We start from the raw sequence: 26,560 nt of genomic DNA on the forward strand, positions 1-26,560 counted from the left end.
CCCCAAAGTGATGTGGTTTCAAGTTGAGTGTCGATGATTGTCGTTACGACGCGTTCGACGCTTGATGCGTTTTAGAAAGCGTGCCACGCGCCACGCCCGTTTCAGGCAATAGTCGTAAAGCCCAAAGGCCAGTAAAAACAGCACCAACATGGCCCATTCAGGAATGAAAGAGAGATACTCTCCGGCCATGCCGATACCCGCCAACAGCACCGCAGCCACGGTGATCAACACAAAAGCCTGATGCGGTGTAAACCCGGCACGCATCAGTAAGTGATGGATATGCTGACGATCCGGCGCGAAGGGGCTCATCCCTCGACGTAAGCGACGGTACATGATGGCCACCATGTCCATCAACGGAATGGCGATCAGCCACAGTGCCGTTACCGGGTTAATCGGATGGTATTTACCCTGCGTGGATTGCATCAGGATCCAGATGGCGGTGAACCCTATCATGGTGCTGCCTGCATCGCCCATAAACACTTTATAGCGGCGGCCAAAAAAACCGAGATTGAGCAAGATATACGGCAGCGTGGCCGCAATCATGGCAAAGCACCACAGCGCCAAACTGTGGTGACCGTAGCCATAGAGCAGGATACCCATCGCGCCAAACGACACCGCGGAAAGACCGCCGAGCAGACCGTCAATACCGTCGACCATGTTAAACGCATTAATGGCCGCCCACACCGCAAACAGCGTCACCAGATAGCCCAATGGTCCCAGCACCATATCCCACGGGCCAAACATCTCCCCCAGATTGCGCAATGAGAGATGCGCAAACACCATCATGGCAACGGCCACCAGCGCCTGAACCAGCGCACGAATTTTGACACTGATATCAAAGCGATCGTCCAATGCCCCGACAAACACCAAAATACCGGCGCACAGCAGGTAAAAGCGGAAATGGGGAATGTAGTAGTCGGTGATCAGGAAGGTGAAGCACAAGCCAGCATAAACGGAAATGCCCCCCACCAACGGGATCAGCCCTTGGTGACGTTTACGCTGATTGGGACGATCGACAAGACCGAGCGGCCCTGCCACGCAACGGGCCAGGAATAGAAAAGCCAGAGAAAACAAGAAAATCAATAATAACTCTAGACGCATAGCGAGTAAGTTTACCGTTTATGGCTACAAGCCGCCGTCGGCTGCCACGGCGAAGCATGGTTCGCCATAACAGGGCCGTTCACCACAACATCATTATGCGGCCGACGGTATCGCGCGGACATGCACAGGGCAAGCGCTCGCAACGGGGTTATGATGACGCCATCAAATCAGTGCGTACCATAACGGAAAGCATGACGCCGGGACATCCTAGAATACTCTGGAAAAACACCCTGTAGTGTAAAGGTCGGTAAGTTCCTAAAAAAAAACGCCACGACCCGCGTGGCGTTTTCCCCGAGAACACAGCGTGCTTATGAGCGCTTCATCATGTCGAAGAATTCATCGTTGGTTTTGGTCATCGCCAACTTGTTGATCAGGAACTCCATCGCATCGATTTCCCCCATTGGGTGAATGATTTTGCGCAGGATCCACATTTTTTGCAGTTCTTCGGAGGTGGTAAGCAGCTCTTCTTTACGCGTACCGGAACGGTTGTAGTCGATAGCCGGGAACACACGCTTCTCAGCGATTTTACGCGCCAGATGCAGTTCCATGTTACCTGTACCTTTAAACTCTTCGTAAATGACTTCGTCCATCTTCGAGCCGGTATCCACCAGCGCCGTGGCGATAATGGTCAGGCTGCCGCCCTCTTCCACGTTACGCGCAGCGCCAAAGAAGCGTTTCGGACGGTGCAGGGCGTTGGCATCCACACCACCGGTCAGCACTTTGCCAGACGCCGGTACCACGGTGTTGTAGGCACGCGCCAGACGGGTGATGGAGTCCAGCAGGATGATAACGTCTTTTTTATGCTCGACCAGGCGCTTGGCCTTTTCAATCACCATTTCAGCAACCTGAACGTGGCGAGAGGCCGGCTCGTCAAAGGTAGACGCGACCACTTCCCCTTTCACCAGACGTTGCATCTCGGTCACTTCTTCCGGACGTTCGTCGATAAGCAGCACCATCAGCACGCAATCAGGGTGATTATACGCGATGCTCTGTGCAATATTTTGCAGCAGCATGGTTTTACCGGCTTTCGGCGGCGCCACGATCAAACCACGCTGACCACGACCGATCGGCGATGCCAAATCCAATACGCGTGCTGTCAGGTCTTCTGTTGAACCGTTACCGCGTTCCATGCGCAAACGTGAGTTGGCATGCAGCGGGGTGAGGTTTTCGAACAGGATCTTGTTGCGGGCGTTTTCAGGTTTGTCGTAGTTGACTTCGTTGACTTTCAACAAAGCAAAATAGCGTTCCCCTTCTTTGGGAGGACGAATCTTGCCTGAAATGGTGTCACCAGTACGAAGATTAAAGCGGCGAATTTGGCTGGGAGAAACGTAGATATCATCAGGGCCGGCGAGGTAGGAGCTGTCTGCGGAGCGGAGGAAACCGAAACCATCCTGCAAGATTTCCAGCACGCCATCGCCGAAAATATCTTCGCCACTTTTAGCGTGCTGCTTCAAAATGGCGAAAATAATATCCTGCTTGCGCATACGAGCCTGGTTTTCCAGCCCCATGTTTTCGCCAAGAGTAATTAACTCAGAAACTGGCGTATTCTTTAATTCGGTAAGATTCATAGTGGTGGGTTCTTAAACTCGGGGTAAATCTCGAACAATTAACGTGAATGGGATGGCAAGGGTCACCGTGCCACTATCATATACCGCCCTCAATCACACCATTCCGTTTGGCTTGATACGTGAACGTGTTACACGTTGACCACGCAAGCCCGATACAAAACGACGGCAAGAGATCGAAGACACCTGAAACCAATTAATGTAATACTTTTAGATTGCCTGACCACGCTACGGATTCTTATGCCGTGTTTGTGCGATTTGTTGTCACGAACGGGCAGCGTTAAGGTATAGACAGCGAGTAATGCTATAGATTCAAACTTTCAGGCTCAAGCCTGTGAGGCTTAAACATAGGCAAGTACGATATGCAGTACTGATGAATCTAGCACGCTTCATGACGTGCGGCAAGCGGTCAATACGAGAAATCCACACTGACCGCTTTGTGCGATGAAATAGCGTTGATAAATCTGTCAGGCATTACAGATTGGTGTTCAAAAACTCTTTCAACTGGCCTTTAGACAGCGCGCCGACTTTCGTTGCCGCCACTTCACCGTTCTTGAACAGCAGCAGGGTCGGGATACCACGGATGCCGTATTTCGGTGCAGTCGCCGGATTTTCATCAATGTTAAGCTTGGCAACGGTAATGCGACCTTCGAATTCATCAGCGATTTCATCGAGAATAGGAGCGATCATTTTGCAGGGACCACACCATTCAGCCCAAAAATCAACCAGTGTTGCCCCTTCGGCCTGCAACACGTCCGTTTCGAAGCTGTCGTCTGTCAGGTGAATAATTTTATCGCTCATTTTTTACTCCGCAGGATTATCTTTAGCGAGTTGGTGTAGCATTAACCAACAAAGCTTGACTTTATTTCACTGTATACGCTTTCGTAAAGCAATAGTTAGCTGATATTCTACCACACTATGAGCAAAACACACTTGACTGAACAGAAGTTTTCCGACTTCGCGCTGCACCCACAGGTGATAAAAGCCCTTGAAAGAAAAGGGTTTTATAACTGCACGCCCATCCAAGCACTCGCACTACCTCTCGCCCTTGATGGTCGGGACGTCGCGGGTCAGGCGCAAACCGGAACTGGCAAGACGCTGGCATTTCTGGCGTCTACTTTCCACTATCTCTTGTCGCATCCTGCTTCGGCAGAGCGTCAAACCAACCAGCCGCGCGCGCTGATCATGGCTCCCACTCGCGAGTTGGCTGTGCAAATCCACGCGGATGCACAGCCACTGGTAGAATCGACGGGCTTGAAACTGGGTCTGGCTTACGGCGGAGACGGTTACGATAAGCAGCTTAAAGTACTGGAGCAGGGTGTTGATATCCTGATCGGTACCACGGGCCGTTTGATCGACTACGCCAAGCAGAATCATATTAACCTTGGTGCCATTCAGGTTGTGGTGCTGGATGAAGCCGACAGAATGTACGATCTGGGCTTTATCAAAGATATTCGCTGGCTGTTTCGCCGCATGCCACCGGTAACGCAGCGTCTGAACATGCTGTTCTCCGCCACGCTGTCATACCGTGTGCGTGAGTTGGCGTTTGAACAGATGAACAACGCCGAGTACGTTGAAGTGGAGCCGGAGCAGAAAACCGGGCACCGCATTAAGGAAGAGCTGTTCTATCCGTCAAACGAAGAGAAGATGCGCCTGCTACAAACGTTGCTGGAAGAAGAGTGGCCGGATCGCTGCATCATTTTCGCCAACACCAAGCACCGCTGCGAAGACATCTGGGGCCATCTGGCTGCGGACGGCCATCGCGTTGGCCTGCTGACCGGCGACGTGGCGCAGAAAAAACGCCTGCGCATTCTGGATGACTTCACGCAGGGCAACCTGGACATTTTGGTCGCCACTGATGTTGCGGCCCGCGGCCTGCACATTCCTGCCGTCACCCATGTATTCAACTATGACTTGCCGGACGATTGCGAAGACTATGTGCACCGCATCGGCCGTACCGGACGTGCAGGTGCCAGCGGCTTCTCCATCAGCCTGGCCTGTGAAGAGTATGCGTTGAATCTTCCCGCTATTGAGCAATACACCGGCCATTCAATCCCGGTGAGCAAATACGATAGCGATGCGCTGATGACCGATCTGCCTGCGCCGAAGCGCTTGCCTCGCACGCGTACCAGCAGCGGCCCGCGTCGCAGTGGTCCGCCACGTCGCAGCGGCGCACCGCGCGGCAACCGTAAAAGGCCGAGTTAAGCATCCATGCTAAACGCTTCCTCGCTGTATGCGGCGATCGATCTGGGCTCTAACAGCTTCCATATGCTGGTGGTGCGGGAGAGCGCTGGCAGCATTCAGACGCTGGCGCGCATTAAGCGGAAAGTGCGTTTGGCCGCAGGACTGGATCGCGATAACCGCTTGTCACAGGAAGCCATGCAGCGCGGTTGGCAGTGCTTGCGCCTGTTTTCCGAACGCTTGCAGGATATCCCTCAGACGCAAACCCGCGTTGTCGCCACGGCAACCCTGCGGCTTGCCACTAATGCCGATGAGTTTCTGGCACAGGCGCAGCAAATTCTGGGCCTGCCGATTCAAGTCATCAGCGGTGAAGAGGAAGCACGCCTGATTTATCAGGGCGTGGCCCACACCACCGGTGGACCGGAACAACGTCTGGTGGTGGATATCGGCGGTGGCAGTACCGAACTGGCAACCGGGACCGCCGCGCAGGCCACGCAGTTGCTCAGCTTGCCGATGGGATGTGTGACCTGGCTCGAGCGCTATTTCAGCGATCGCACCCTGACGGCAGAAAATTTTGCCCGTGCTGAGCAGGCGGCCAGTGACATGATTCGCCCCGTTGCCGACCAACTGCGTGCGCAGGGGTGGCAAGTGTGCGTAGGTGCATCCGGCACGGTACAAGCATTGCAAGAGATTATGGTGGCCGCTGGCATGGACGAGGACATTACGCTCGACAAGCTGCATGCCCTGAAAGAGCATGCCATTGCGTGCCATAAGCTGGAAGAGCTGGAAATTGACGGCCTGAGGTTGGAACGGGCGCTGGTGTTCCCCAGCGGATTGTCCATTCTGTTGGCTATTTTTCAGGAGCTTGGCATTCAGAGTATGACACTGGCCGGTGGCGCGCTGCGTGAAGGCCTGGTGTACGGGATGCTGCACCTGCCCGTAGAGCAAGATATTCGCCAACGCACGCTGCTCAATTTGCAACGCCGCTACCTGCTAGACGGTGAACAAGGGCATCGCGTCAGCACACTAGCCGATAATTTCCTGCATCAGCTAGCGCAGGATTGGCCGTTGGATCATCGATGTAGCGAGCTGTTGCACAGCGCCGGTTTTCTGCATGAAATCGGTCTGGCCATTGATTTTCGCAATGCACCGCAACACGCCGCCTATCTCATTCGCAATAGCGATCTTCCCGGTTTTACACCGGCACAAAAAAAACTACTGGCTATTCTGGTGTTAAATCAGAGTGGTGCGCTCGATCTTCAGTCATTGAATCAGCAAAACGCTGTGCCTGTTCTGCCTGCACAACGCTTATGCCGTTTGTTGCGACTGGCCATTATTTTCGCCAGCCGCCGCCGTGATGACACCTTACCTGACAGCATTTTACGGGCAAGCGGCGATACTCTGCATATCCAGTTGCCTGCTGGCTGGCTGGCAGCGCATCCCCTGCGCGCAGAAGCGTTGGAACAAGAGAGCCGTTGGCAAGGCTATGCCCACTGGCCGCTGGTGATTGAGGAAGCCGCGCCGTAACAACGGCGCTACTCCTTATCGCGCGCCTGCGCCAGCTGTGCGCGCAGGTTCGCCAAATGGCTTTGCCCTTTTTGCATCCGCTCTTGCGCGCTAACCACTTTGCGCGCCGTTTCCCATTGCAGATCGTCCTGCGGCAGTTCCAGCAAGAAACGGCTGGGTTCTGGCCGCATCAGTTCGCCATACTGGCGTCGCTCTTTGCACAGGGTAAAAATCAGCTCACGTTGCGCCCGTGTGATGCCCACATAGGCCAGGCGACGCTCTTCATCGACATTGTCTTCGTCAATGCTGCTCTGGTGCGGCAATAGCCCCTCTTCCATCCCCACCAGATACACATAGGGGAATTCCAGCCCTTTGGAGGCGTGCAGCGTCATCAGTTGTACCTGATCCAGCTCTTCTTCGTTTTCGCCGCGCTCCATCATGTCGCGCAACGTAAACCGCGTCACCACCTGCGTCAGCGTCATCGGCTCATCAAGATCTGATCCTGCCAGCATTTCCGTCATCCAACTGAACAGCTGGTTGACGTTTTTCATACGCATTTCCGCCGCTTTCGGGCTGGTTGAGGTTTCATACAGCCAGCTTTCATAATCCAGCCCGTGAATAAGGTCGCGCACCGCCGCCACCGGTTCCCGCTCCGCTTGCTGGGCAATGTCCCGCATCCAGTGGGTAAAGCGTTGCAGTGAGGACAACCCACGCCCAGACAGGTGTGCTTCCAACCCTAAATCAAAACTGGCGGTAAACAGGCTTTTGTTGCGCACATTGGCCCACTCTCCCAGTTTCTGTAACGTCGCAGGGCCGATTTCTCGCTTAGGGGTATTAACGATGCGCAGAAAGGCGCTGTCATCATCCGCATTGGTCAATACGCGCAGATAGGCCAACAGATCCTTGATTTCCGGACGAGAAAAGAAGGAGGTACCGCCGGAGATACGATAGGGAATGCGGTTTTGCATCAGCATCTTTTCAAACAGCCGCGACTGATGGTTGCCACGATAAAGGATGGCATAGTCACTGTACTGCGTCTTGTTGATAAAGTGATGAGCAATCAGTTCGCCCACCACCCGTTCCGCCTCATGGTCTTCGTTGTTGGCGGTGATCACCTTCAGTTCACTGCCGTAACCCAATTCCGAAAAGAGTTTTTTTTCAAATACGTGTGGGTTATTGGCGATCAGAATATTGGCCGCTTTGAGAATACGGCCCGAGGATCGGTAATTTTGCTCCAGCTTAATCACTTCAAGCTGGGGGAAATCCTGAGAGAGCAGCACCAGGTTTTGCGGGCGGGCACCGCGCCAAGAGTAGATGGACTGGTCGTCATCACCGACCACGGTAAAGCGTGCACGCGCACCCACCAACAGTTTGATCAGCTCATACTGACTGGTGTTAGTGTCCTGATACTCATCCACCAGCAGGTAGCGCAAGCGGTTTTGCCAGCGCTCACGCACCTCTTCATTGCGCTTGAACAGCAGCGTTGGCAGCAGGATTAGATCGTCAAAATCCAGTACGTTACAGGCGCGTAAATGGTCGTGATACAGGCCATAGCAGTGTGCAAACAGCTTATCGCGCTCCGACTGTGCCGATGCCGCCGCCTGAAGCGGGTCCATCAGATCGTTCTTCCAGTTGGAAATGGTGGAGGTCAACTGCTGTAGCTGGGTTTTATCCCCTTCCAACCAGGTTTCCGTCAATTCATTGAGCAGTGCGGCCTGATCCTGATCGTCAAACAGCGAGAAGTTTGCCTTCATGCCCAACGCGGCGTATTCCCGTTTGATAACCTCCAGCCCCAGGGTGTGGAAGGTGGCGATCAGTAACCCGCGCGTCTCCTTACGTCCTAAGGTTTGCGCTACGCGCGCTTTCATTTCGCGCGCGGCCTTGTTGGTAAAGGTCACCGCGGCGATATGACGCGCCTGATAGCCACACTGACGGATCAGATGCGCAATCTTGTTGGTGATAACGCGCGTTTTACCTGACCCCGCGCCAGCCAGCACCAGACAAGGGCCGGTAACAAATTCGACAGCATGTTGTTGACTGGGATTCAGGCGCATGACGTTCAGCTCGCAATAAAAACGGAAGCCGATTGTAGCAGAAAGCCGCACAGATCTTGATGGCCGGATTCGCCTTTACCGATCCACATCAGGCCGGCATCGTGCTACATTGCCAGCCATTGGCGTCGGCGTGAGGCCTGTTCAATTCACGCTTCTTAATCACATGAAAGGTATTCCCATGGCGAAAACAGCATCTGCTCTGCATATCCTGGTCGATACGGAACAACAGGCGAATGATCTACTGGACCAATTGGCGCAAGGGGCAGATTTTCAGCAGTTAGCCAAAAAGCACTCTACCTGCCCGTCCAAACGGGAGGGGGGTAATCTGGGTGAATTCCGTCAGGGCGATATGGTGCCCGCGTTCGACAAGGCGGTATTTTCCTGCGAGTTGCTAAAACCCTTTGGACCGGTAAAAACCCAGTTCGGCTACCACATCATCAAGGTGCTGTACCGCAACTAACCGTTCTGCCAACCGGGCGTTCTGTGTTGTTACGCCGCGCACACTGCGCGGCGCGTACCGCATTATGACTCGGTCATCATCAGCAGGCTGGCATTTCCTCCCGCTGCCGCCGTATTCACGCTGAGCACACGTTCATGCCATAACCGCTCCAGCGGTACCGTGTCACTGCCGGGTTCACAGCCGAGCAGAGGAATAATCGCCCCCGCCCATTGCGTAAGCTGCTGGTTAACCTGACGCAGCATGTCACCATCGCCGTGGCAGATAACCGCGCCAATATGCTCAGCGTCCTGTTGCCATTGTGAGGTAAAACGGATGCGGTGCTGCACTTCCTGCGGCAAGCTGCCGGCAAGTTCACGTAACGCTACGCTGTCAGGCCATAGCGCGTTACTGCCCACGGCCAGCAGCGCCGCCAACTGGCGCAGAATATCGTCACTGTCCTGCGCCAGACACAGCACGTTATCGCGCGGTGTCAGCATATAGGTATTACGTTCGCCGGTGGGCCCCGGCAGTGGGCGTATCACACCGCTGACCGCGCCCCAGGCGCGGTAGCTCTGCGCGGCCTCTAACACCGCCAGCCGCCCCTGTTGTTGCGCCCAGTCAACCAGTAGCGCAAATCCTGCACGTTCTGGCGTCGTCGCCAACGTGGCATTGACACCCAGTGCGTTGCTCGCTGCGCTCGGCAGGCCAGGCGGTGTGCTCTGCAAACGCGGCAGATAGAGCGGCCCGCCCGCTTTCGGCCCGGTACCGGATAGCCCTTCGCCCCCGAACGGCTGCACCCCCACCACGGCGCCCACCATATTGCGGTTGACGTATTGGTTACCCACATGCGCTCGCTGCGTGATACGCGAAATGGTTTCATCAATCCGTGAATGGATGCCCAGCGTGAGCCCGTACCCCAGGGCGTTAATCTCCTCGATCAAGGTATCCAGCCCCTCGCGGGCATAGCGCACCACGTGCAGCACCGGACCAAAGATCTCTTGTTGCAAGTCGGCTACGTGATCCAGTTCAATCAGCGTTGGCAACACAAAGGTGCCCTGTCGCCATGAGGCCACGCACGTCTGCGCACCAAAAGCCGCCTGAAACACCGCATGCCCGTCCGCTTGCATCAGGTGAATATGTTGTTCGATCCGTTCGCGAGCTTCATCGTCAATCACCGGGCCGCAGTCCGTTGCCAGACGGTCGGGATTGCCCACGCGGAACTGTGCCATCGCACCACGCAGCATGTTCAGGGTCGCCTCCGCAATGTCCTCCTGAAGACAGAGCAGACGCAGTGCTGAACAACGTTGCCCTGCGCTGTCAAAGGCGGATGCCATGACATCACTGACCACCTGTTCCGTCAGCGCGGACGAGTCGACAATCATGGCATTCATCCCACCGGTTTCAGCGATCAGCACCGCAGGTCGCCCGTGCGCATCAAGCCGGTCTGCCAGCGTGCACTGCAAGCTTTTGGCAACCGCCGTGGAGCCGGTAAACAGCACGCCATTCACGCGCGCATCGCGCACCAACGCCGCGCCGACGCGTTCCCCAGCACCGGGCAGCAGTTGCAACACATCTGGCGCAATGCCAGCCTGGTGCAGCAATTGCACCGCCAATGCGGCGACCAGCGGTGTTTGTTCCGCCGGTTTTGCCAGTACCACATTCCCCGCCGCCAGCGCGGCAGCGACCTGCCCAGTAAAAATGGCCAGCGGGAAGTTCCACGGACTAATGCAAACCACCACGCCCAGCGGACAGGCCTGTTCCAATGACACCACAGCAGACTGCTGTGCGTAATAGCGCAAAAAATCCACCGCTTCGCGGAGTTCAGCAATGGCGTTTGGCACGGTTTTTCCCGCCTCCCGCACCAGTAGCCCGATGAACTGTGGATACGCCGCTTCCAGCAGGCTGGCAGCGCGTTGCAGACTGGCAACCCGCTGCGGCAGTGATGCGGTCGAAATCCGTTCTGCCGCTTGCACCGCACGGCCCAGCGCGATGCACACATCCTCCTCGCTGGCATCATGAACGTACCCCACGATATCGTGCTGTTGGGCCGGATTGATCACCGGCCGAGCCGCCAGCGGCGATGCGGCATCGACCATCATCGGTGCCGCATACCGCACCTGCGCGGCATCGGCGCTTAAGGCCGCCGCGAGCATTTGCAGGCAACCTTCATCGGTCAAGTCTATGCCTTGTGCATTGCAGCGCTCTGCGCCGTAGAGCTGAGCGGGCAGAGGAATGCGCGGATGCGGGCAGCCGGGAGCGCCCTCTTTGTAAGCCAGCGCCTGTACTTCAGCTATTGGGCTGGCAATCAGTTGCTCCAGCGGGATCTCTGCATCCGCAATGCGGTTAACAAACGAGGTGTTGGCACCATTTTCCAATAAACGCCGTACCAGATAGGCCAGCAGGGTTTCATGGGTGCCGACGGGGGCATAAATCCGACAGGGGCGCCCCAGCTTGCCCTGATCTTCGGGACCGACGACCTGTGAATAAAGCGCCTCCCCCATACCGTGCAGGCATTGAAATTCATATTGCCCAGGGTAATAACTGTCACCTGCCAGCGTATACACCGCGCTCAGAGTATGGGCATTGTGGGTAGCGAACTGCGGGTAAATGGCATCCGGTGCCGCCAGCAGTTGACGGGCGCAGGCCAGATAGGCGACATCGGTATAAACTTTGCGGGTATAGACGGGATAATCCTCCAGACCGTCCATTTGCGTACGCTTGATCTCGCTGTCCCAGTAAGCCCCTTTCACCAACCGCACCATCAAGCGTCGCTGGGTACGCTGTGCCAGATCGATAAGGAAATCAATCACAAACGGGCAGCGTTTCTGATAAGCCTGTACCACAAAACCGATCCCTTTCCACCCCGTCAGCGAAGGCTCATGGCACAACCGCTCCAACAGGTCGAGGGAGATCTCCAGCCGCTCCGCTTCTTCCGCATCAATATTAATGCCGACGTCGTACTGCATCGCCTGCAACGTCAACGCCAACAAACGGGGATAGAGCACCTCCATCACGCGGTCATATTGCGCGCGACTATAACGCGGATGCAGCGCCGACAACTTGATGGAGATGCCCGGCCCCTCGTACACCCCGCGCCCCTGCGACGCCCTGCCGATAGCATGAATCGCCTGCTGATAAGCGTTGAAGTAAGCCTCCGCATCCTGTGCGGTAAGCGCCGCTTCGCCTAACATATCATAGGAGTAGCGAAATCCCTGCTGCTCCAGGTGTTGTGCGTTGGACAGCGCCTCTTCGATGGTTTCGCCGGTAACAAACTGCTCCCCCATCAGGCGCATCACGCGATCCATCCCCAATCGAATGACCGGCTCGCCCCCTTTGTTAATCAGTTGCTTCAGGGTGTGCGCCAGACGGGTTTCACTGTGCGTCGCAACCAGCTTTCCGGTCAGCAACAGTCCCCAGGTCGCCGCATTGACGAACAGCGATTGCCCTTTCCCCAAGTGGGAAGACCAGTCTCCGCTGCTGATCTTGTCACGGATCAGCGCATTGCGCGTTGAAGCATCGGGAATGCGCAGCAACGCTTCCGCCAGACACATCAGCGCAATCCCCTCTGATGACGACAGGGAGAAGGCCTGTAGCAAACTTTGCACCCGTCCCGCTCGCCCGTGCGTCTGCTGTTCACTCCGCAGCGTCTGCGCCAACCGATAGGCCAGCGCCTGCACAGCCGGGGCCATAGATGCCATCGGTTCTACCCGCTCGAGCAGCAATGGCACCATCTCCCCCTCGGAACGGCGGTATGCTGCCGTGATAGCATCACGCAGCGGTGAACGGGGTAACAGCGTTTGCGTGAAAGCTAAAAACGGTTGATAGCTTCCTTCCTGACGAGATTGCGGCATAATCTCCGGCGCGCGCTGGAATGCCGCCCCTTGCTCTGGCGTGATATCAGGTGCCTTGCCATCGCGTTCGACGGCGTCGAGATAACAAAAAATGGCGTGCTCAATCAGCCAATGCGATGTGCGATCAAGGCGCTGCGCTGTACGTTCGATACGATTGCGGGTCGCATCGTCAAGCTTTACCGCTATAGTGGAGAATCCCATCGTTTCACTCCAGTGAAGCCAAGATAATCATCGATAGTGAGGGATCGGATAACGTTGATTTTTTGAAGGTATGCCTTCGAAGCTTGGCCGTCGTTATCGGATTATGCAACCTGGTTTTTTGCGAGTTGCCATAAGATGCAATGCAGTTAACAAGTGTATAACATCGGCGTGACGGGGAAATATAACAAATCGTTAACGCTTTACATTATAAGAAAAAACAGGCTGCACGAGGGATACGCTATCGTGCAGACTGCGCTTTACCTGACGTCGTTCCCGTCAGGTCATACCCTAAATAATTCGAGTTGCAGGAAGGCGGCAAGTGAATGAATCCCGATGAGCTTGCTCAGGTAAGTGATTCGGGTGAGTGAACGCCGCCAACGCACCTGCAACTTGAAGTATGACGGGTATATACCAACAATATGATTTGCCTTTATGCCCTACATGATGGGGATAGACGGGGCGCTTTAACTTGGAGATTCTAATGACAATGAGTACACCCATGCTGGTGACCTTTCTGGTGTATATCTTCGGAATGGTCTTGATCGGCCTGGCCGCCTATCGCTCAACCACCACCCTTGGCGACTATATCCTGGGCGGACGCCGGATGGGCAGCGTGGTCACGGCACTTTCAGCGGGGGCTTCTGACATGAGCGGCTGGCTGCTGATGGGGTTGCCGGGTGCGATATTTATTTCCGGCATTTCTGAAAGCTGGATCGCTATCGGGTTGACTATCGGCGCTTACCTCAACTGGCGCTGGGTTGCAGGCCGCCTGCGCGTTCACACTGAGGTGAACCATAACGCGTTGACCTTGCCAGACTATTTTACCCACCGTTTCGAAGACACCAGAAAAATCCTGAGAGTCATTGCGGCCTTGATTATTCTGGTGTTTTTTACCATTTACTGCGCTTCTGGCATCGTTGCCGGTGCCCGCTTGTTCGAAAGCACCTTTGGCATGAGCTACGCCACCTCATTGTGGGCTGGTGCGGCAGCGACCATCGCCTATACCTTTATCGGTGGTTATCTGGCGGTCAGTTGGACGGATACGGTACAGGCCACGCTGATGATTTTCGCCCTGATCCTGACACCGGTGATGGTGATTCTGGCGCTGGATGGCGTCGATACCTCACTGTTGGTTATCGCGGCGAAAAACCCGGCCAACCTGGATATGTTCAAAGGGCTGGACGTTATCGCCATCATTTCGCTGCTGGGTTGGGGTCTGGGCTACTTTGGACAGCCGCACATTCTGGCACGCTTTATGGCGGCGGATTCTCACCACACCATTCGCAGCGCACGCCGCATCAGCATGACCTGGATGATCCTGTGTCTCGCCGGTGCGGTGAGCGTGGGCTTCTTCGGTATCGCCTACTTCAGCAATCACCCGGAACAAGCGGGCAACGTCACCAACAATGCCGAGCGGGTATTTATTGAGCTTTCTATGCTGCTGTTTAACCCGTGGATTGCCGGTATCCTGCTCTCCGCCATTCTGGCGGCGGTGATGAGCACCCTGAGTTGTCAGTTGCTGGTCTGTTCCAGCGCCATTACCGAAGACTTGTACCGCCCCTTCTTCCGCCCCGGTGCTACGCAGCGCGAGCTGGTCTGGGTCAGTCGCATTATGGTGCTACTGATTGCCATCATTTCAATCGTGTTGGCCGCCAACCCGGAAAACCGCGTATTGGGGCTGGTCAGCTACGCCTGGGCCGGTTTTGGCGCCGCGTTTGGTCCGGTGATCCTGATTTCTCTGCTGTGGCCGCGCATGACGCGTAACGGTGCACTGGTCGGTATGCTGATCGGGGCTGCCACAGTGATTATCTGGAAACAGAATGCCTGGTTTAATCTGTATGAAATCATCCCCGGCTTTCTCTTTGCCAGCCTGGCGATCTTTATCGTTAGCCTGATGGGTCGTGCGCCGTCCAAAGCCGTCACCGATCGCTTCCAGCAGGCAGAAGCCCAGTTCCAGAGCCGTTAAAGAAGATAAGTTTCACATATAAAAAAGGCGCAACCACGGTTGCGCCTTTTTCATTGCCGGAGTAATGCGTTTATTGTTAACCCGCAACTGCAATGCGTTTCATGTCTTTCATATAGCCACGCAGTTTCTGACCAACCGCTTCGATCGGGTGGTTGCGGATCGCATCATTGACGTCGCGCAGTTGTGCATTGTCCACGCTGCTGGCAGCCACCGGCTTGCCGATGTCACCCGCTTGCAGTGAAGCCATGAATGCCTGTTTCAGCAACGGCACGACGGCATTCGCGAACAGGTAGTTACCGTATTCTGCGGTATCAGAGATAACCACGTTCATTTCATACAGACGCTTACGTGCAATGGTGTTCGCAATCAGCGGCAGTTCATGCAGCGATTCGTAGTACGCAGATTCTTCGATGATACCCGCGCTTACCATGGTTTCGAACGCCAGTTCCACACCCGCTTTAACCATCGCGATCATCAGCACACCGTGGTCAAAATACTCTTGCTCGGCGATTTTACCGTCGAACTGCGGGGCATTTTCAAACGCGGATTTACCGGTTTCTTCACGCCAGGTCAGCAGTTTGATGTCGTCGTTGGCCCAGTCTTCCATCATACCGCTGGAGAACGCACCGGAGATGATATCATCCATGTGTTTCTGGAACAGCGGAGCCATGATGGTTTTCAACTGCTCAGACAGCGCATAAGCACGCAGTTTTGCCGGGTTAGACAGGCGATCCATCATCAGCGTGATACCGCCTTGCTTCAGCGCTTCGGTAATGGTTTCCCAGCCGAACTGAATCAGTTTTTCTGCATAGGCCGGATCGGTGCCTTCAGCAACCAGTTTATCAAAGCTCAGCAAAGAACCCGCCTGCAACATACCGCACAGGATGGTCTGCTCACCCATCAGGTCAGATTTCACTTCAGCAACGAAAGAAGATTGCAGCACGCCCGCACGGTGACCACCCGTTGCCGCAGCCCAGGCCTTGGCGATCGCCATGCCTTCACCTTTCGGATCGTTTTCCGGGTGAACTGCGACAAGCGTCGGAACGCCAAAGCCACGTTTGTACTCTTCACGCACTTCGGTGCCCGGACATTTCGGCGCCACCATCACCACAGTGATGTCTTTACGAATCTGCTCACCCACTTCAACGATGTTGAAGCCGTGAGAGTAACCCAGCGATGCGCCCTGCTTCATCAGCGGTTGAACAGCCTGAACGACAGCGGAGTGCTGCTTGTCTGGCGTCAGGTTCACCACCAGATCAGCCTGCGGGATCAGGTCTTCATAGGTGCCGACGTTAAAGCCATTTTCTGTCGCTTTACGCCATGACGCACGTTTTTCCGCGATAGCTTCTGCACGCAGCGCATAGGCGATATCCAGCCCGGAATCGCGCATGTTCAACCCCTGGTTCAGCCCTTGCGCGCCGCAACCGACGATCACCACTTTTTTGCCTTTCAGGTAGTTCGCTTCGTCTGCGAATTCATCACGCCCCATGAAACGACATACACCCAATTGCGCCAACTGCTGACGCAGGTTCAAAGTGTTGAAATAGTTAGCCATGCACAACTCCGTTTAATCTGTTAATTGCGAGTGTTCAGAAGAGGTTTCCTGTCAGGGAAGCCTGAATGCCCTCATGATATGACAGGAAAAGTATTGCTTAAATTGATATATTAACAAGATGACATTGCAATAACTGCAAGATGAAAATGAGGCCGCGCGCACATGGATTTACGAGATTTAAAACTGTTTCTGCATCTGTGTGACAGCCGCCATTTCGGGCGCACCGCCAAAGCCATGCACCTGAGTCCGTCAACCTTGTCGCGCCAAATCCAACGGCTGGAAGAGGATGTTGGGCAAGCCCTGTTTTTACGTGATAACCGCACGGTGCAACTGACCGATGCCGGTGAGCAATTGAAACAATTTGCTCAGCAAACGCTGCTGCACTATGAGCAGTTGCGCCACGCTATTGGGCAACGCGGGCCGTCATTGAGCGGCGAGCTACGCATTTTCTGTTCCGTAACCGCCGCCTATAGCCACCTACCGCCGATCCTCGACCGTTTCCGCGCCCAGCATCCGCTGGTCGAAATCAAGCTAACCACTGGCGATGCCGCCGATGCGGTGGAAAAAGTGCAGTCTAATGAAGCCGATCTCGGTATCGCAGGCCACCCGGAAACCCTGCCCACCACCATCGATTTTATGCCTATCGGCAAGATCCCCCTGGTACTGATTGCCCCGGCGCTGGCATCACCGGTGCAGTCGATGGTACGGCAACCCAATCCAGACTGGGCACAGATTCCGTTTATTTTGCCCGAGCACGGCCCGGTGCGAAAACGTATTGATGTCTGGTTTCGCCGCCACCACATCGTCAATCCGCTGATTTACGCCACCGTGTCCGGGCATGAAGCGATGGTGTCGATGGTGGCACTGGGCTGTGGCATTTCGCTGATCCCGGACGTGGTGCTGGAAAACAGCCCAGAGCCGGTGCGCAATCGCGTCTCGGTATTATTGGAGCAGGCCATGGAGCCGTTTGAGCTTGGCGTATGCGTACAGAAAAAGCGACTCAATGAGCCCTTGATCGCCGCGTTCTGGCATATCTTGCAGGACAACGCCTGAGGGGTTACCAACGGTAACTGACAGTGGCGATAATGGTACGACCCGCGCCATAAAAACAGGCTTCGCTATTGCTGCAAGACGCCACATAATGCTTATCGGTCAGGTTGTTGACATTGATCTGCAACACCGCACCTTTCCACTGCGACGCGGCTGAGCCCAAATCATAACTCACCATCGCGTCATACAGGATGTAGTGCGGCACGCTGAAGCTCTCCTGGTTATCGCCATAACTGCTGCCGATATAACGCGCGCCCGTTCCCAGCGCCAACCCAGCCAACGGGCCGTCGCGAACAACATAGGTGCCCCAGGCGGAGGCCATATGGCGTGGTGTGGCCGCTGGCCGGTTCCCCGCCGGTATGCTCGCATTGATGCTCTCCTTGGTTTCCGCCTCCGTATAACTGTACGCTGACATCAGACTCAGTGCGGGTGTAATCTGGGTATGGATCTCCGCTTCAGCGCCCCGCGATTCGACTCTGCCAATTTGCTCGTTGAACTTGAGTTTGCTGTTCCATGAGGTGATATTTTTCTGCGTGATGTCAAACAACGATAGCGTTAACAAAGTGTCGCGGCCGACGGGCTGAAACTTTATCCCCACTTCAGTTTGCTCACCGGTTGTCGGTTTGAAGGGCTCCGAACCCGGAATGCCACTGTCAAGATTGGGCTCAAAGGAGGTGCTGTAACTGATATAGGGTGAAAAACCATTCTCAAACGCATACAGCAGCGCTGCACGACCGGTAAAATCATTATAATTCGACTGCCTTTTGGCATTATTGAGCGTGCTTTCGTAAGTGCGAATTTCTGTCCAATCGTGACGTCCAGAGAGCAGCAGGTTCCACTGCCGCCATATCGCCTGATCCTGCACATAGAGTCCGACCTGATCGAGCTTTTTATTCGCGCTACGCACCAAGTGCAAATCGCTGTCATTTTCCAGATAGGCCCCACCATAGTGCGGGTGAGTCCAATCAAAATCATACTGACTCCCGCTATTGAGCCAGAAATTAGCGTTACGCTTCTGCCAGATGTAGTCCAACCCAGCCAGCAGGGTATGGCTCACCGCATGGGTCACGACGTTCGCTTTCAATTGGGTATCGATCCCCAATTCATCCGCATCTATTTTTTCGCGTTGCTGATTACGTATTAGCGTAGTATCCGCGACGCTGCCTCCGGTGCTGTAAACCAGAGATTTATAGTTATCATGCAGTTGTGAGTAACGCAGATTCTGTTGAAGGGAAATAGCGCTGTTAAAGGAGTGCTCGAAAATATAACCGAACGCCGTCTGCTCACGCGTTGAGTGATGGTAATTTGGATCGCTGACATTCAGCGTGTAAGGAATATAACCCGCGTTGGTGGCAAACACGGTGCCGTAAGCGGGCAAGAAGTTACGAAAACCCGCCTCGGGATCGTATTGGTAACGGGTCAGCACGGTCAGGCTGGTGTCAGCGTTGGGCAACCACGTCAAAGCCGGGGCAATCGCCATGCGTTGTTGCCGCGTATTATTGACAAATTGCTGCTGGGTATTGGCTATCCCGTTCAAGCGATATAACAGCGAGCTGTCATCGTTTAGCACGCCGCCGAAATCAAACGCCGCTTCACCAAAACGTTGGTTACCCGCGCTAAACTGCACGTGGCGAATCTTTTCTGCCGTAGGACGTTTGCTGGTCATGATAATCGTACCGCCAGGATCGACCTGACCATACATGACAGACGCCGGGCCGCGAATCAATTCAACGCGTTCTAACAGCCAGGGGTCGATCTTTCCAATACCGGCACCTTGCCCGATGAGGCCAAAACTCAGCCCATCCAGAAATTTGGGCGCATAGCGAAAACCGCGCACGATGGTTTTATCATTGCGGTTAGAGGAGCCCCGGTAATTTGGAAGCACGCCAGCAGAGTAATTCAACGCATCGGAGACGGACCTCACCCGCTGTTTGTCCATTTGCGCACGCGTAACCACTGCGATCGACTGTGGCGTCTTTACCAACGGTGTTGGCGTTTTCGTGCCAGCGGTACTCTGTTTCGCAATGATTCCACCAGCAGGAAGCGTCGTATTTTGCTCGCCCTGAGCAATGACCACCATCACATCAGCGTTGCCGGTTACCGTTTCGGCGGCCAACGTTTGCGCTGCCACCAATAACGACGAAGCAACACTCAATACCGTGATAAAACCGAAAAATAACCGCGCAATGAGGTAAAATTTCCTTTTATTTTCAGACACACACTCATCCTTAACTGCAATACTCTTTTTATGCATCACAAATTAGCCAGCATATTCGTGGCTGATAATGCAAAAAAATAGATTATTTCAAATGCAAATCCGCCTCAATCGCACTTGTGCAATTGCATTAATATTTCATACTTTGCATTTAATATTGCGTTGTAAAAATGAAAGGGATTCACCGCGCGGGTGTTCGATCGCCTCAGCCTTGCTGCAACGAATCTGCTCCTGATTGCCGGTGAACGTGAACCGCAAGGCGTATCACTTTCGCAGTAAATGTCACAAGACATACCTGATAAGACAGAATCACTCGGACAAAGACCCAAGGCAATTAGTGAGTAGTTTAACGCCACTCCGCCGTCGCGAATATCAGTTTTCGATTCTGGGCATGCCGCTATGCGGCTAACACATCGGCCAACAGGAAGCGATTACGTTAAAGGGTCACGGCACTCTACGTTAGTGCACCAGACTGGCGAAGGAACGCAGATGGCTGTATAACAAACACTAATTGCTCAAGTAATGAAACAGGATCCCCTATGAAGCTCTCTGTGTTCTCTGCCGTAGCGGCATTGGCGGCTTGCGCGTTTGTGCCTCATGCACAGGCTGTCTCGTTCGACTGCGCCAATGCCACCAGCGCGCAGGAAAAGCAGATTTGCCAAAGCCCGCTGCTCGGCCAGTTGGATGATGAACTGGCGCAGGAGTGGAAGACCGCGCGAGCCGCACTGACAAGCAACACACAGAGTCAGCCCTTTGAACAGGCATTAAACCTGTTTCAGCGCAGCTGGCTCACCACGCGTAACCAATGTCAGGATGAGGATTGCCTGCGCCAGCGCTATCAGCAGCTGCTCAACCGGCTGCGCTACCTCAATCAGGTGGCCCAGCACGCGTTACCGACGCCCATTACGCCGATCAAAACCACCGGGTGTTTCCACGGTGCGTTCAGCTACGAGGATTATTTGCAGGATCTCACCAAGGAAGAGTACGACAACCTCGGCAGCTATTTTCAGGAAATGTACGACCAGAAAGCCCCCTACAATGCGGTCGGTTTGGATATGACGCAGGAGAAAGGGAAAATCAGCGGCAACATTTCCGTCGCGTTCCGCTACGCCAACCGGCTGGATGACGGTGAGTTTACCGCCCGCCAGATGAGCGATACGCAGGCGATTGGTCGCCGGGAAAGCAGCTTTGGCGGCACCACCAAGATCCTGTTCACCTGCGTGAGCGATGACGAAATTCGCATTTCGACTTTCGACACACAGGGCGAAAGCTATCTGTTCAACATGGTGATGACGCGACAAAAGCTCTAACGTTCAAAACGCGCTGACGCCGGGAAGCTTGACCAGCTTCCGTCCTCCTGTTCAGGCGTCAGCCGCTTCATACTCTCAATGCCCATCAGATAGCGATACAGCGGCTCCAACTGGCGAAAGCCCTGTGCCAGCGCCGTGACCAAATCCGCAGAAAACAGCGCGTCCATATCTTGCCGCGTGGTCATGGCAGCGAAGGATTTGCGGTTATACCAGGTCGCCAATTCCGCAGGCTGATCCTTAACCAGCGGACGCTTGTAGCTTTCCCCTTCCAGCGTAAATGTCGGTTCCAGACACGCCGCCATCGCCAAAAAAGCCTGCGGGTTATCGCACAGCGTCTGGCGAAACAGCGCCATGGTATCGCGCGTGGCTCTGTAGTATCCCAAGCCGTAACGCCAGAAGTCCGGGCCAATTTCAAAAAAATACACCGGCGCGTCCGTCCAGTCTTTACGCGGGCGTTTAAAGGTCAGCCACATCTGGCTGCGGTAGAGGGATTTATCGTGAGAAAAACGGGTATCGCGGTGGATACGCGACAGGGTTTTACCAATGGCGGGACGGATTTCAAACTGATCGTCGATGGGTAGCATCGTCAAGCTCAAATCATCGACCAACGCGCGAAACGGGGCAACCAGCGTCTCATCGTATATCGCGCGGTTGTCGTCAAACCACTCTTTGCTGTTTTCCTGTCTAACCTGTTGAAGAAAAGTCAGGCTCTGCTGCGAGAAACCGTTGAACGTCGTCATGATGGTCTGCCATTGCTAATCCCTTGAATGGCAACCACGATAGCGCGCCCGGCGGTGAAATTCCACCGTCGGGCGCACTGACATCACGCCGCGTTACCGGCCAGGAAGAAACGAAACGCTGGATTTTGGGTTTCGTCGTGGCACTCATAACCCAGCGCCTGCAAGCGTTGCTCAAACTCCGGATCGCGCTCGGTCACTTCGAACGCTGCCAGCACGCGACCGAAATCGGTGCCGTGGCTACGATAGTGGAACAGCGAGATGTTCCAGTGCGTACCGAGCGTGTGCAGGAACTTCAGCAGCGCGCCGGGGGATTCAGGAAACTCGAAGCTGTAAAGCTGTTCCCGCAACGGCTTGGAAGGACGTCCACCCACCATGTAACGCACATGGAGCTTCGCCATTTCATCATCGGAGAGATCGACCACCTGATAACCGCCAGCGGAGAGCTCTGCAATAATTTCATCCCGCTCAGCATGTCCACGCGTCAGACGTACCCCCACAAAAATGCAGGCGTCCTTGTCATCAGCGTAACGGTAGTTAAACTCCGTCACCGAGCGACCACCCAGCAGTTGGCAAAAGGTCAAAAAACTGCCCTTGCGCTCAGGGATGGTTACCGCCAGCAACGCCTCACGCTGTTCACCCAGCTCACAGCGTTCAGAAACGTAGCGCAGGCCGTGGAAGTTGACGTTGGCACCCGACAGAATGTGTGCCAGTCGTTCACCCTGAATGCCGTGCTGCTGGATATACTTCTTCATCCCCGCCAGCGCCAGTGCACCAGACGGCTCAGCAATCGCGCGCACATCTTCAAAGATATCCTTCAGCGCGGCACAAATGGCATCGCTGTCCACGGTGATGACATCATCCAGATATTCCCGGCACAGTCGGAAAGTTTCATCGCCGACACGCTTGACCGCTACGCCTTCAGCGAACAGTCCAACGCGCGGTAAATCCACCGGGTGTCCGGCATCCAACGCGGCTCGCAGGCATGCTGAATCTTCCGCCTCAACGCCGATCACTTTGATCTGCGGCATCAGCTGTTTGATCAACACCGCGACGCCCGCCGCCAGACCACCGCCACCAACCGGCACAAACACGCGATCAAGATGCGCATCCTGCTGCAACAGCTCCATCGCCAGCGTGCCCTGCCCGGCAATCACAGCCGGGTGGTCGAACGGCGGAATGAAGGTCATATGCTGCTCTTGCGACAGCGCAATCGCACGGGCCTTGGCCTCATCAAAATTGGCACCGTGCAACAGCACTTCACCGCCAAAACCGCGCACCGCATCCACTTTGATATCCGCGGTGGCGACCGGCATGACGATCAGTGCCTTGATGCCGAGCTTGCTGGCAGAAAGCGCCACACCCTGTGCGTGGTTACCGGCGGAGGCCGTTACCACACCGTGCGCTTTCTGCGCCTCGGTCAGGGTCGCCAACATGGCATAGGCACCACGCAGTTTGAAACTGTGCACCGGCTGACGATCTTCGCGTTTCACCACAATGGTGTTGCCAAGACGCGCCGAGAGTTTATCCATCGGCTGAAGCGGCGTCACCAATGCCACTTCATAGACCGGCGCGCGCAACACCGCACGCAAATACTCCGCGCCGCACGGAGCGTCGGGGAGAGGGAGTGATACCGCCATTGAACTTAGCCTCCCAGCTTGCTCTTATCGCGTACCGCGCCTTGGTCCGCGCTGGTTGCCAAACTGGCATAAGCACGTAACGCAAAGGACACCTGACGCTGGCGATTTTTCGGCGTAAAGGCCGCATCGCCGCGTGCCAGCTCCACATCATGGCGGCGTGCCAGCTCATCTTCCGCCACCACCAACTCAATGGTACGGTTAGGAATATCGATGGCAATGATGTCACCCTCTTCCACCAACCCAATGGTGCCACCACTTGCTGCTTCAGGCGAAGCATGACCGATGGAAAGCCCGGAGGTGCCGCCAGAGAAACGACCGTCAGTGATCAACGCACAGGCCTTACCCAACCCCATGGATTTCAGGAAGCTGGTCGGGTAGAGCATCTCTTGCATGCCCGGCCCGCCTTTCGGCCCCTCGTAACGGATAACCACAACATCACCCGCGACCACCTTACCGCCCAGAATGGCTTCTACCGCGTCATCCTGCGATTCGTACACTTTCGCCGGGCCACGGAACACCAGGCTACCTTCATCCACACCGGCAGTTTTTACAATACAGCCTTTTTCCGCGATGTTGCCGTACAGCACGGCAAGACCGCCATCCTGACTGTAGGCATGCTCACGCGCACGGATACAGCCCTGTTCACGATCGGTGTCCAGCGACTCCCAGCGGCAGTCCTGTGAGAACGCCTGCGTGGTACGAATGCCTGCAGGCCCTGCGGAGTACATGCTTTTCACCGCGTCATCATCGGTCAGCATCACGTCGTAGGCGTTCAGCGTTTCGGTCAGACTTTTACCCAGCACGTTGCGCACATCACGGTTCAGCAAGCCGGCGCGATCCAGTTCGCCCAGAATACCGATCACCCCGCCCGCACGGTGTACGTCTTCCATGTGGTATTTCTGCGTGCTCGGTGCCACTTTGCACAGCTGCGGCACACCGCGCGACAGACGATCGATGTCGTCCATGGTGAAATCCACTTCTGCTTCCTGCGCGGAGGCCAGCAGGTGCAGTACGGTGTTGGTGGAGCCGCCCATCGCAATATCGAGCGTCATGGCGTTTTCAAACGCCGCCTTGGTGGCGATATTACGCGGCAGCGCACTCGCATCATCCTGCTCGTAGTAGCGTTTGGTCAGTTCAACGATTCGCGTACCCGCGTTCAAAAACAGTTGCTTACGATCGGCGTGAGTCGCCAGCAGCGAGCCATTGCCCGGCTGTGACAGGCCCAGCGCTTCCGTCAGGCAGTTCATCGAGTTAGCGGTAAACATGCCGGAACAGGAGCCGCAAGTCGGGCAAGCGGAACGTTCGATCTGATCGCTATCAGCATCGCTGACGTTCGGGTTAGCGCCCTGGATCATGGCATCGACCAAGTCCAGTTTGATCAGTTGGTTAGAGAGTTTGGTTTTCCCGGCTTCCATCGGGCCGCCGGAAACAAAGATCACCGGGATATTCAGGCGCAGCGAGGCCATCAGCATTCCGGGGGTGATCTTGTCGCAGTTGGAAATGCACACCATCGCATCGGCGCAGTGAGCATTGACCATGTATTCGACCGAATCGGCGATCAGCTCACGTGACGGCAGGGAGTAGAGCATGCCACCGTGCCCCATCGCGATACCATCATCCACCGCAATGGTGTTGAACTCTTTGGCCACGCCGCCAGCGGCTTCGATTTGCTCCGCCACCAGCTTGCCCAGGTCGCGCAGATGCACGTGGCCCGGAACGAATTGTGTGAACGAGTTGACCACGGCGATGATCGGCTTGCCGAAATCGGCATCGGTCATTCCGGTGGCACGCCACAGGGCGCGCGCACCTGCCATGTTACGGCCATGCGTGGTTGTGGCTGAACGGTACTTAGGCATACTCTGTTACTCCAGTGTGTGTTTCATCCCCTTTCCTGCTCCCGTTCGGCGCCGACGGGCGTCTTGGGTTCGTGAAGCAAAGGAAAGGGGTGTATTAATCTTTCTTGTTACGATTACGGGTTAACCTGATCTAACCAGCCCCATTTGTCTTCGGTTTCGCCGGTAAACAGGCCGAAGAACGCTTTTTGTAGTTGTTTGGTGACTGGGCCACAACGACCAATGCCGACCTGAATACCGTCCACGCTGCGCACCGGGGTGATTTCCGCGGCAGTGCCGGACATAAAGACTTCATCCGCCAGATAGAGCGACTCACGCGACAGCACCTGTTCACGCACTTCCAGCCCCAGGCTCTGCGCCAGTTTGATGATGGCATCACGGGTGATACCCGGCAGTGCTGATGAGGTGAACGGCGGGGTGAACAACACGCCATCCTTCACTTCAAACAGGTTTTCACCGGCGCCTTCCGACACATAGCCGTTGACGTCTAGCGCAATCCCTTCCTGATAACCGTGGCGGCGCGCTTCGCTGCCCACCAGCAGAGAGGAAAGGTAGTTACCGCACGCTTTTGCGGCCGTCGGAATGGTGTTGGCTGCCACACGATTCCAAGAGGACACCATGGCATCAATCCCCTGATCCAGTGCGTCTTCACCCAGATACGCGCCCCAGGGAAATGCCGCAATGATGACATCCGTGACGTAACCTTCCGGCGGGTTCACGCCCATGCCAACGTCGCCAACGAACACCAGCGGACGAATGTAGGCGCTTTTCAGGTCATTTTTACGTAGCGTTGCGCGGCAGGCTTCCATGAGGTCATCCACGCTGTACTGCACCGGCATACGGTAAATTTTAGCGGAGTCGTGCAGGCGGCGCATATGTTCACGGTGACGGAATACCACCGGGCCTTTGTGGGAATCATAACAGCGCACCCCTTCAAACACCGACGTACCGTAATGCAGCGCATGGGACATCACGTGTACTTTGGCTTCCGCCCACGGCACCATATCACCATTGAACCAAATATAATCAGCTTTGCTCGTCATTCTCTTTATCCTTTCTAATGCCTTCAGGCACGTATTTGTTGTGATGTGTGGGGTTGTATTTCAACACAAGCGATATCAAGCAGCTTGCTTAACTGTGTTGACAATAAATCCACCGGCCGTTGGCTGGCAACGGTCAATTCGATATTGATATGGTCGGGGTTGGCGGCCGTCATCATGTTCATGGCACACACCCGGAAACCGCGGTGGCGTACCACACGCAGCACGCGCTCCAGTATTTCGGGGCGAAAGCGAGCCTGTATGGAAAGTTGATGGTGCGTCATTCTCTGTTCTCC

The 26,560-nt window shown here is 55.3% G+C and carries 18 protein-coding genes; 6 read left to right on the forward strand and 12 right to left on the reverse strand.

Annotation, left to right across the window (positions count from 1 at the left end; genetic code table 11):
• Positions 1-18: 18 nt before the first annotated feature.
• The 3 genes from wecA to trxA all read right to left on the reverse strand — a co-directional run bounded on the left by wecA (position 19) and on the right by trxA (position 3,467).
• Positions 19-1,101 (reverse strand): UDP-N-acetylglucosamine--undecaprenyl-phosphate N-acetylglucosaminephosphotransferase, encoded by a 1,083-nt coding sequence (wecA, locus tag K6K13_RS22260; protein WP_222158889.1) that lies wholly within the window; start codon positions 1,099-1,101, stop codon positions 19-21.
• Between the two features lie 308 nt (positions 1,102-1,409).
• The gene (gene rho, locus K6K13_RS22265; protein WP_010283881.1) at positions 1,410-2,669 is read right to left on the reverse strand and encodes a transcription termination factor Rho; all 1,260 of its coding nucleotides are present in this window, start codon (positions 2,667-2,669) and stop codon (positions 1,410-1,412) included.
• A gap of 471 nt (positions 2,670-3,140) precedes the next feature.
• On the reverse strand, positions 3,141-3,467 hold the full coding sequence (gene trxA, locus K6K13_RS22270) for a thioredoxin TrxA (RefSeq protein ID WP_196908155.1): 327 nt from the start codon (positions 3,465-3,467) through the stop codon (positions 3,141-3,143).
• A 117-nt stretch (positions 3,468-3,584) separates the two neighbouring features.
• On the opposite strand from trxA, the gene rhlB reads away from it, so the two are divergent.
• Both rhlB and gppA read left to right on the forward strand, forming a co-directional pair.
• On the forward strand, positions 3,585-4,871 hold the full coding sequence (rhlB, locus tag K6K13_RS22275; RefSeq protein ID WP_222158890.1) for an ATP-dependent RNA helicase RhlB: 1,287 nt from the start codon (positions 3,585-3,587) through the stop codon (positions 4,869-4,871).
• A gap of 6 nt (positions 4,872-4,877) precedes the next feature.
• Positions 4,878-6,374, forward strand: coding sequence for a guanosine-5'-triphosphate,3'-diphosphate diphosphatase (gene gppA, locus K6K13_RS22280; RefSeq protein WP_222158891.1), 1,497 nt, complete (start codon positions 4,878-4,880; stop codon positions 6,372-6,374).
• Between the two features lie 8 nt (positions 6,375-6,382).
• On the opposite strand, the gene rep is transcribed toward gppA, so the two are convergent.
• Entirely contained in the window at positions 6,383-8,407 is a 2,025-nt protein-coding gene (rep, locus tag K6K13_RS22285; RefSeq protein ID WP_222158892.1) for a DNA helicase Rep, read from the reverse strand.
• 178 nt (positions 8,408-8,585) lie between these two features.
• Here rep and ppiC point away from each other — a divergent pair, with 178 nt between their 5' ends.
• Positions 8,586-8,867 carry a peptidylprolyl isomerase PpiC gene (ppiC, locus tag K6K13_RS22290; protein ID WP_222158893.1) on the forward strand — a complete coding sequence of 94 codons (282 nt, stop codon included), beginning with the start codon at positions 8,586-8,588 and terminating at the stop codon, positions 8,865-8,867.
• A 62-nt stretch (positions 8,868-8,929) separates the two neighbouring features.
• Here ppiC and putA read toward each other — a convergent pair whose 3' ends face one another.
• On the reverse strand, positions 8,930-12,898 hold the full coding sequence (putA, locus tag K6K13_RS22295) for a trifunctional transcriptional regulator/proline dehydrogenase/L-glutamate gamma-semialdehyde dehydrogenase (RefSeq protein WP_222158894.1): 3,969 nt from the start codon (positions 12,896-12,898) through the stop codon (positions 8,930-8,932).
• A 481-nt stretch (positions 12,899-13,379) separates the two neighbouring features.
• Here putA and putP point away from each other — a divergent pair, with 481 nt between their 5' ends.
• Positions 13,380-14,864 carry a sodium/proline symporter PutP gene (gene putP, locus K6K13_RS22300; protein WP_222158895.1) on the forward strand — a complete coding sequence of 495 codons (1,485 nt, stop codon included), beginning with the start codon at positions 13,380-13,382 and terminating at the stop codon, positions 14,862-14,864.
• 76 nt (positions 14,865-14,940) lie between these two features.
• Here the strand turns inward: putP and ilvC are convergent, their stop codons facing one another.
• On the reverse strand, positions 14,941-16,419 hold the full coding sequence (gene ilvC, locus K6K13_RS22305) for a ketol-acid reductoisomerase (protein ID WP_222158896.1): 1,479 nt from the start codon (positions 16,417-16,419) through the stop codon (positions 14,941-14,943).
• 162 nt (positions 16,420-16,581) lie between these two features.
• On the opposite strand from ilvC, the gene ilvY reads away from it, so the two are divergent.
• A complete protein-coding gene (gene ilvY, locus K6K13_RS22310) occupies positions 16,582-17,472 on the forward strand; it encodes an HTH-type transcriptional activator IlvY (RefSeq protein ID WP_222158897.1) in 891 nt (296 codons plus the stop codon).
• A gap of 4 nt (positions 17,473-17,476) precedes the next feature.
• Here the strand turns inward: ilvY and K6K13_RS22315 are convergent, their stop codons facing one another.
• Positions 17,477-19,723: a TonB-dependent siderophore receptor gene (locus K6K13_RS22315; protein WP_222158898.1), complete on the reverse strand. Its 2,247-nt coding sequence runs from the start codon at positions 19,721-19,723 to the stop codon at positions 17,477-17,479.
• 500 nt (positions 19,724-20,223) lie between these two features.
• Between K6K13_RS22315 and K6K13_RS22320 the strand changes: the two genes are divergently transcribed.
• The gene (locus K6K13_RS22320) at positions 20,224-20,994 is read left to right on the forward strand and encodes a lysozyme inhibitor LprI family protein (protein ID WP_222158899.1); all 771 of its coding nucleotides are present in this window, start codon (positions 20,224-20,226) and stop codon (positions 20,992-20,994) included.
• Here the strand turns inward: K6K13_RS22320 and K6K13_RS22325 are convergent.
• From K6K13_RS22325 to ilvM, 5 genes are all read right to left on the reverse strand, one after another.
• On the reverse strand, positions 20,991-21,737 hold the full coding sequence (locus K6K13_RS22325; protein WP_222161228.1) for a DUF2461 domain-containing protein: 747 nt from the start codon (positions 21,735-21,737) through the stop codon (positions 20,991-20,993). The two genes, K6K13_RS22320 and K6K13_RS22325, sit on opposite strands and share 4 nt — an antisense overlap.
• Before the next feature lie 80 nt (positions 21,738-21,817).
• Entirely contained in the window at positions 21,818-23,371 is a 1,554-nt protein-coding gene (gene ilvA, locus K6K13_RS22330) for a threonine ammonia-lyase, biosynthetic (RefSeq protein ID WP_222158900.1), read from the reverse strand.
• 5 nt (positions 23,372-23,376) lie between these two features.
• The gene (gene ilvD, locus K6K13_RS22335) at positions 23,377-25,227 is read right to left on the reverse strand and encodes a dihydroxy-acid dehydratase (protein ID WP_222158901.1); all 1,851 of its coding nucleotides are present in this window, start codon (positions 25,225-25,227) and stop codon (positions 23,377-23,379) included.
• Between the two features lie 113 nt (positions 25,228-25,340).
• A complete protein-coding gene (locus tag K6K13_RS22340; RefSeq protein WP_222158902.1) occupies positions 25,341-26,267 on the reverse strand; it encodes a branched-chain amino acid transaminase in 927 nt (308 codons plus the stop codon).
• 23 nt (positions 26,268-26,290) lie between these two features.
• Positions 26,291-26,548, reverse strand: a complete 258-nt coding sequence (gene ilvM, locus K6K13_RS22345) for an acetolactate synthase 2 small subunit (protein WP_222158903.1) — start codon at positions 26,546-26,548, stop codon at positions 26,291-26,293.
• Positions 26,549-26,560 lie beyond the last annotated feature (12 nt).

Origin of the sequence: Symbiopectobacterium purcellii, assembly GCF_019797845.1 — a bacterium.
GTDB classification, from domain to species: Bacteria; Pseudomonadota; Gammaproteobacteria; order Enterobacterales; family Enterobacteriaceae; genus Symbiopectobacterium; species Symbiopectobacterium purcellii.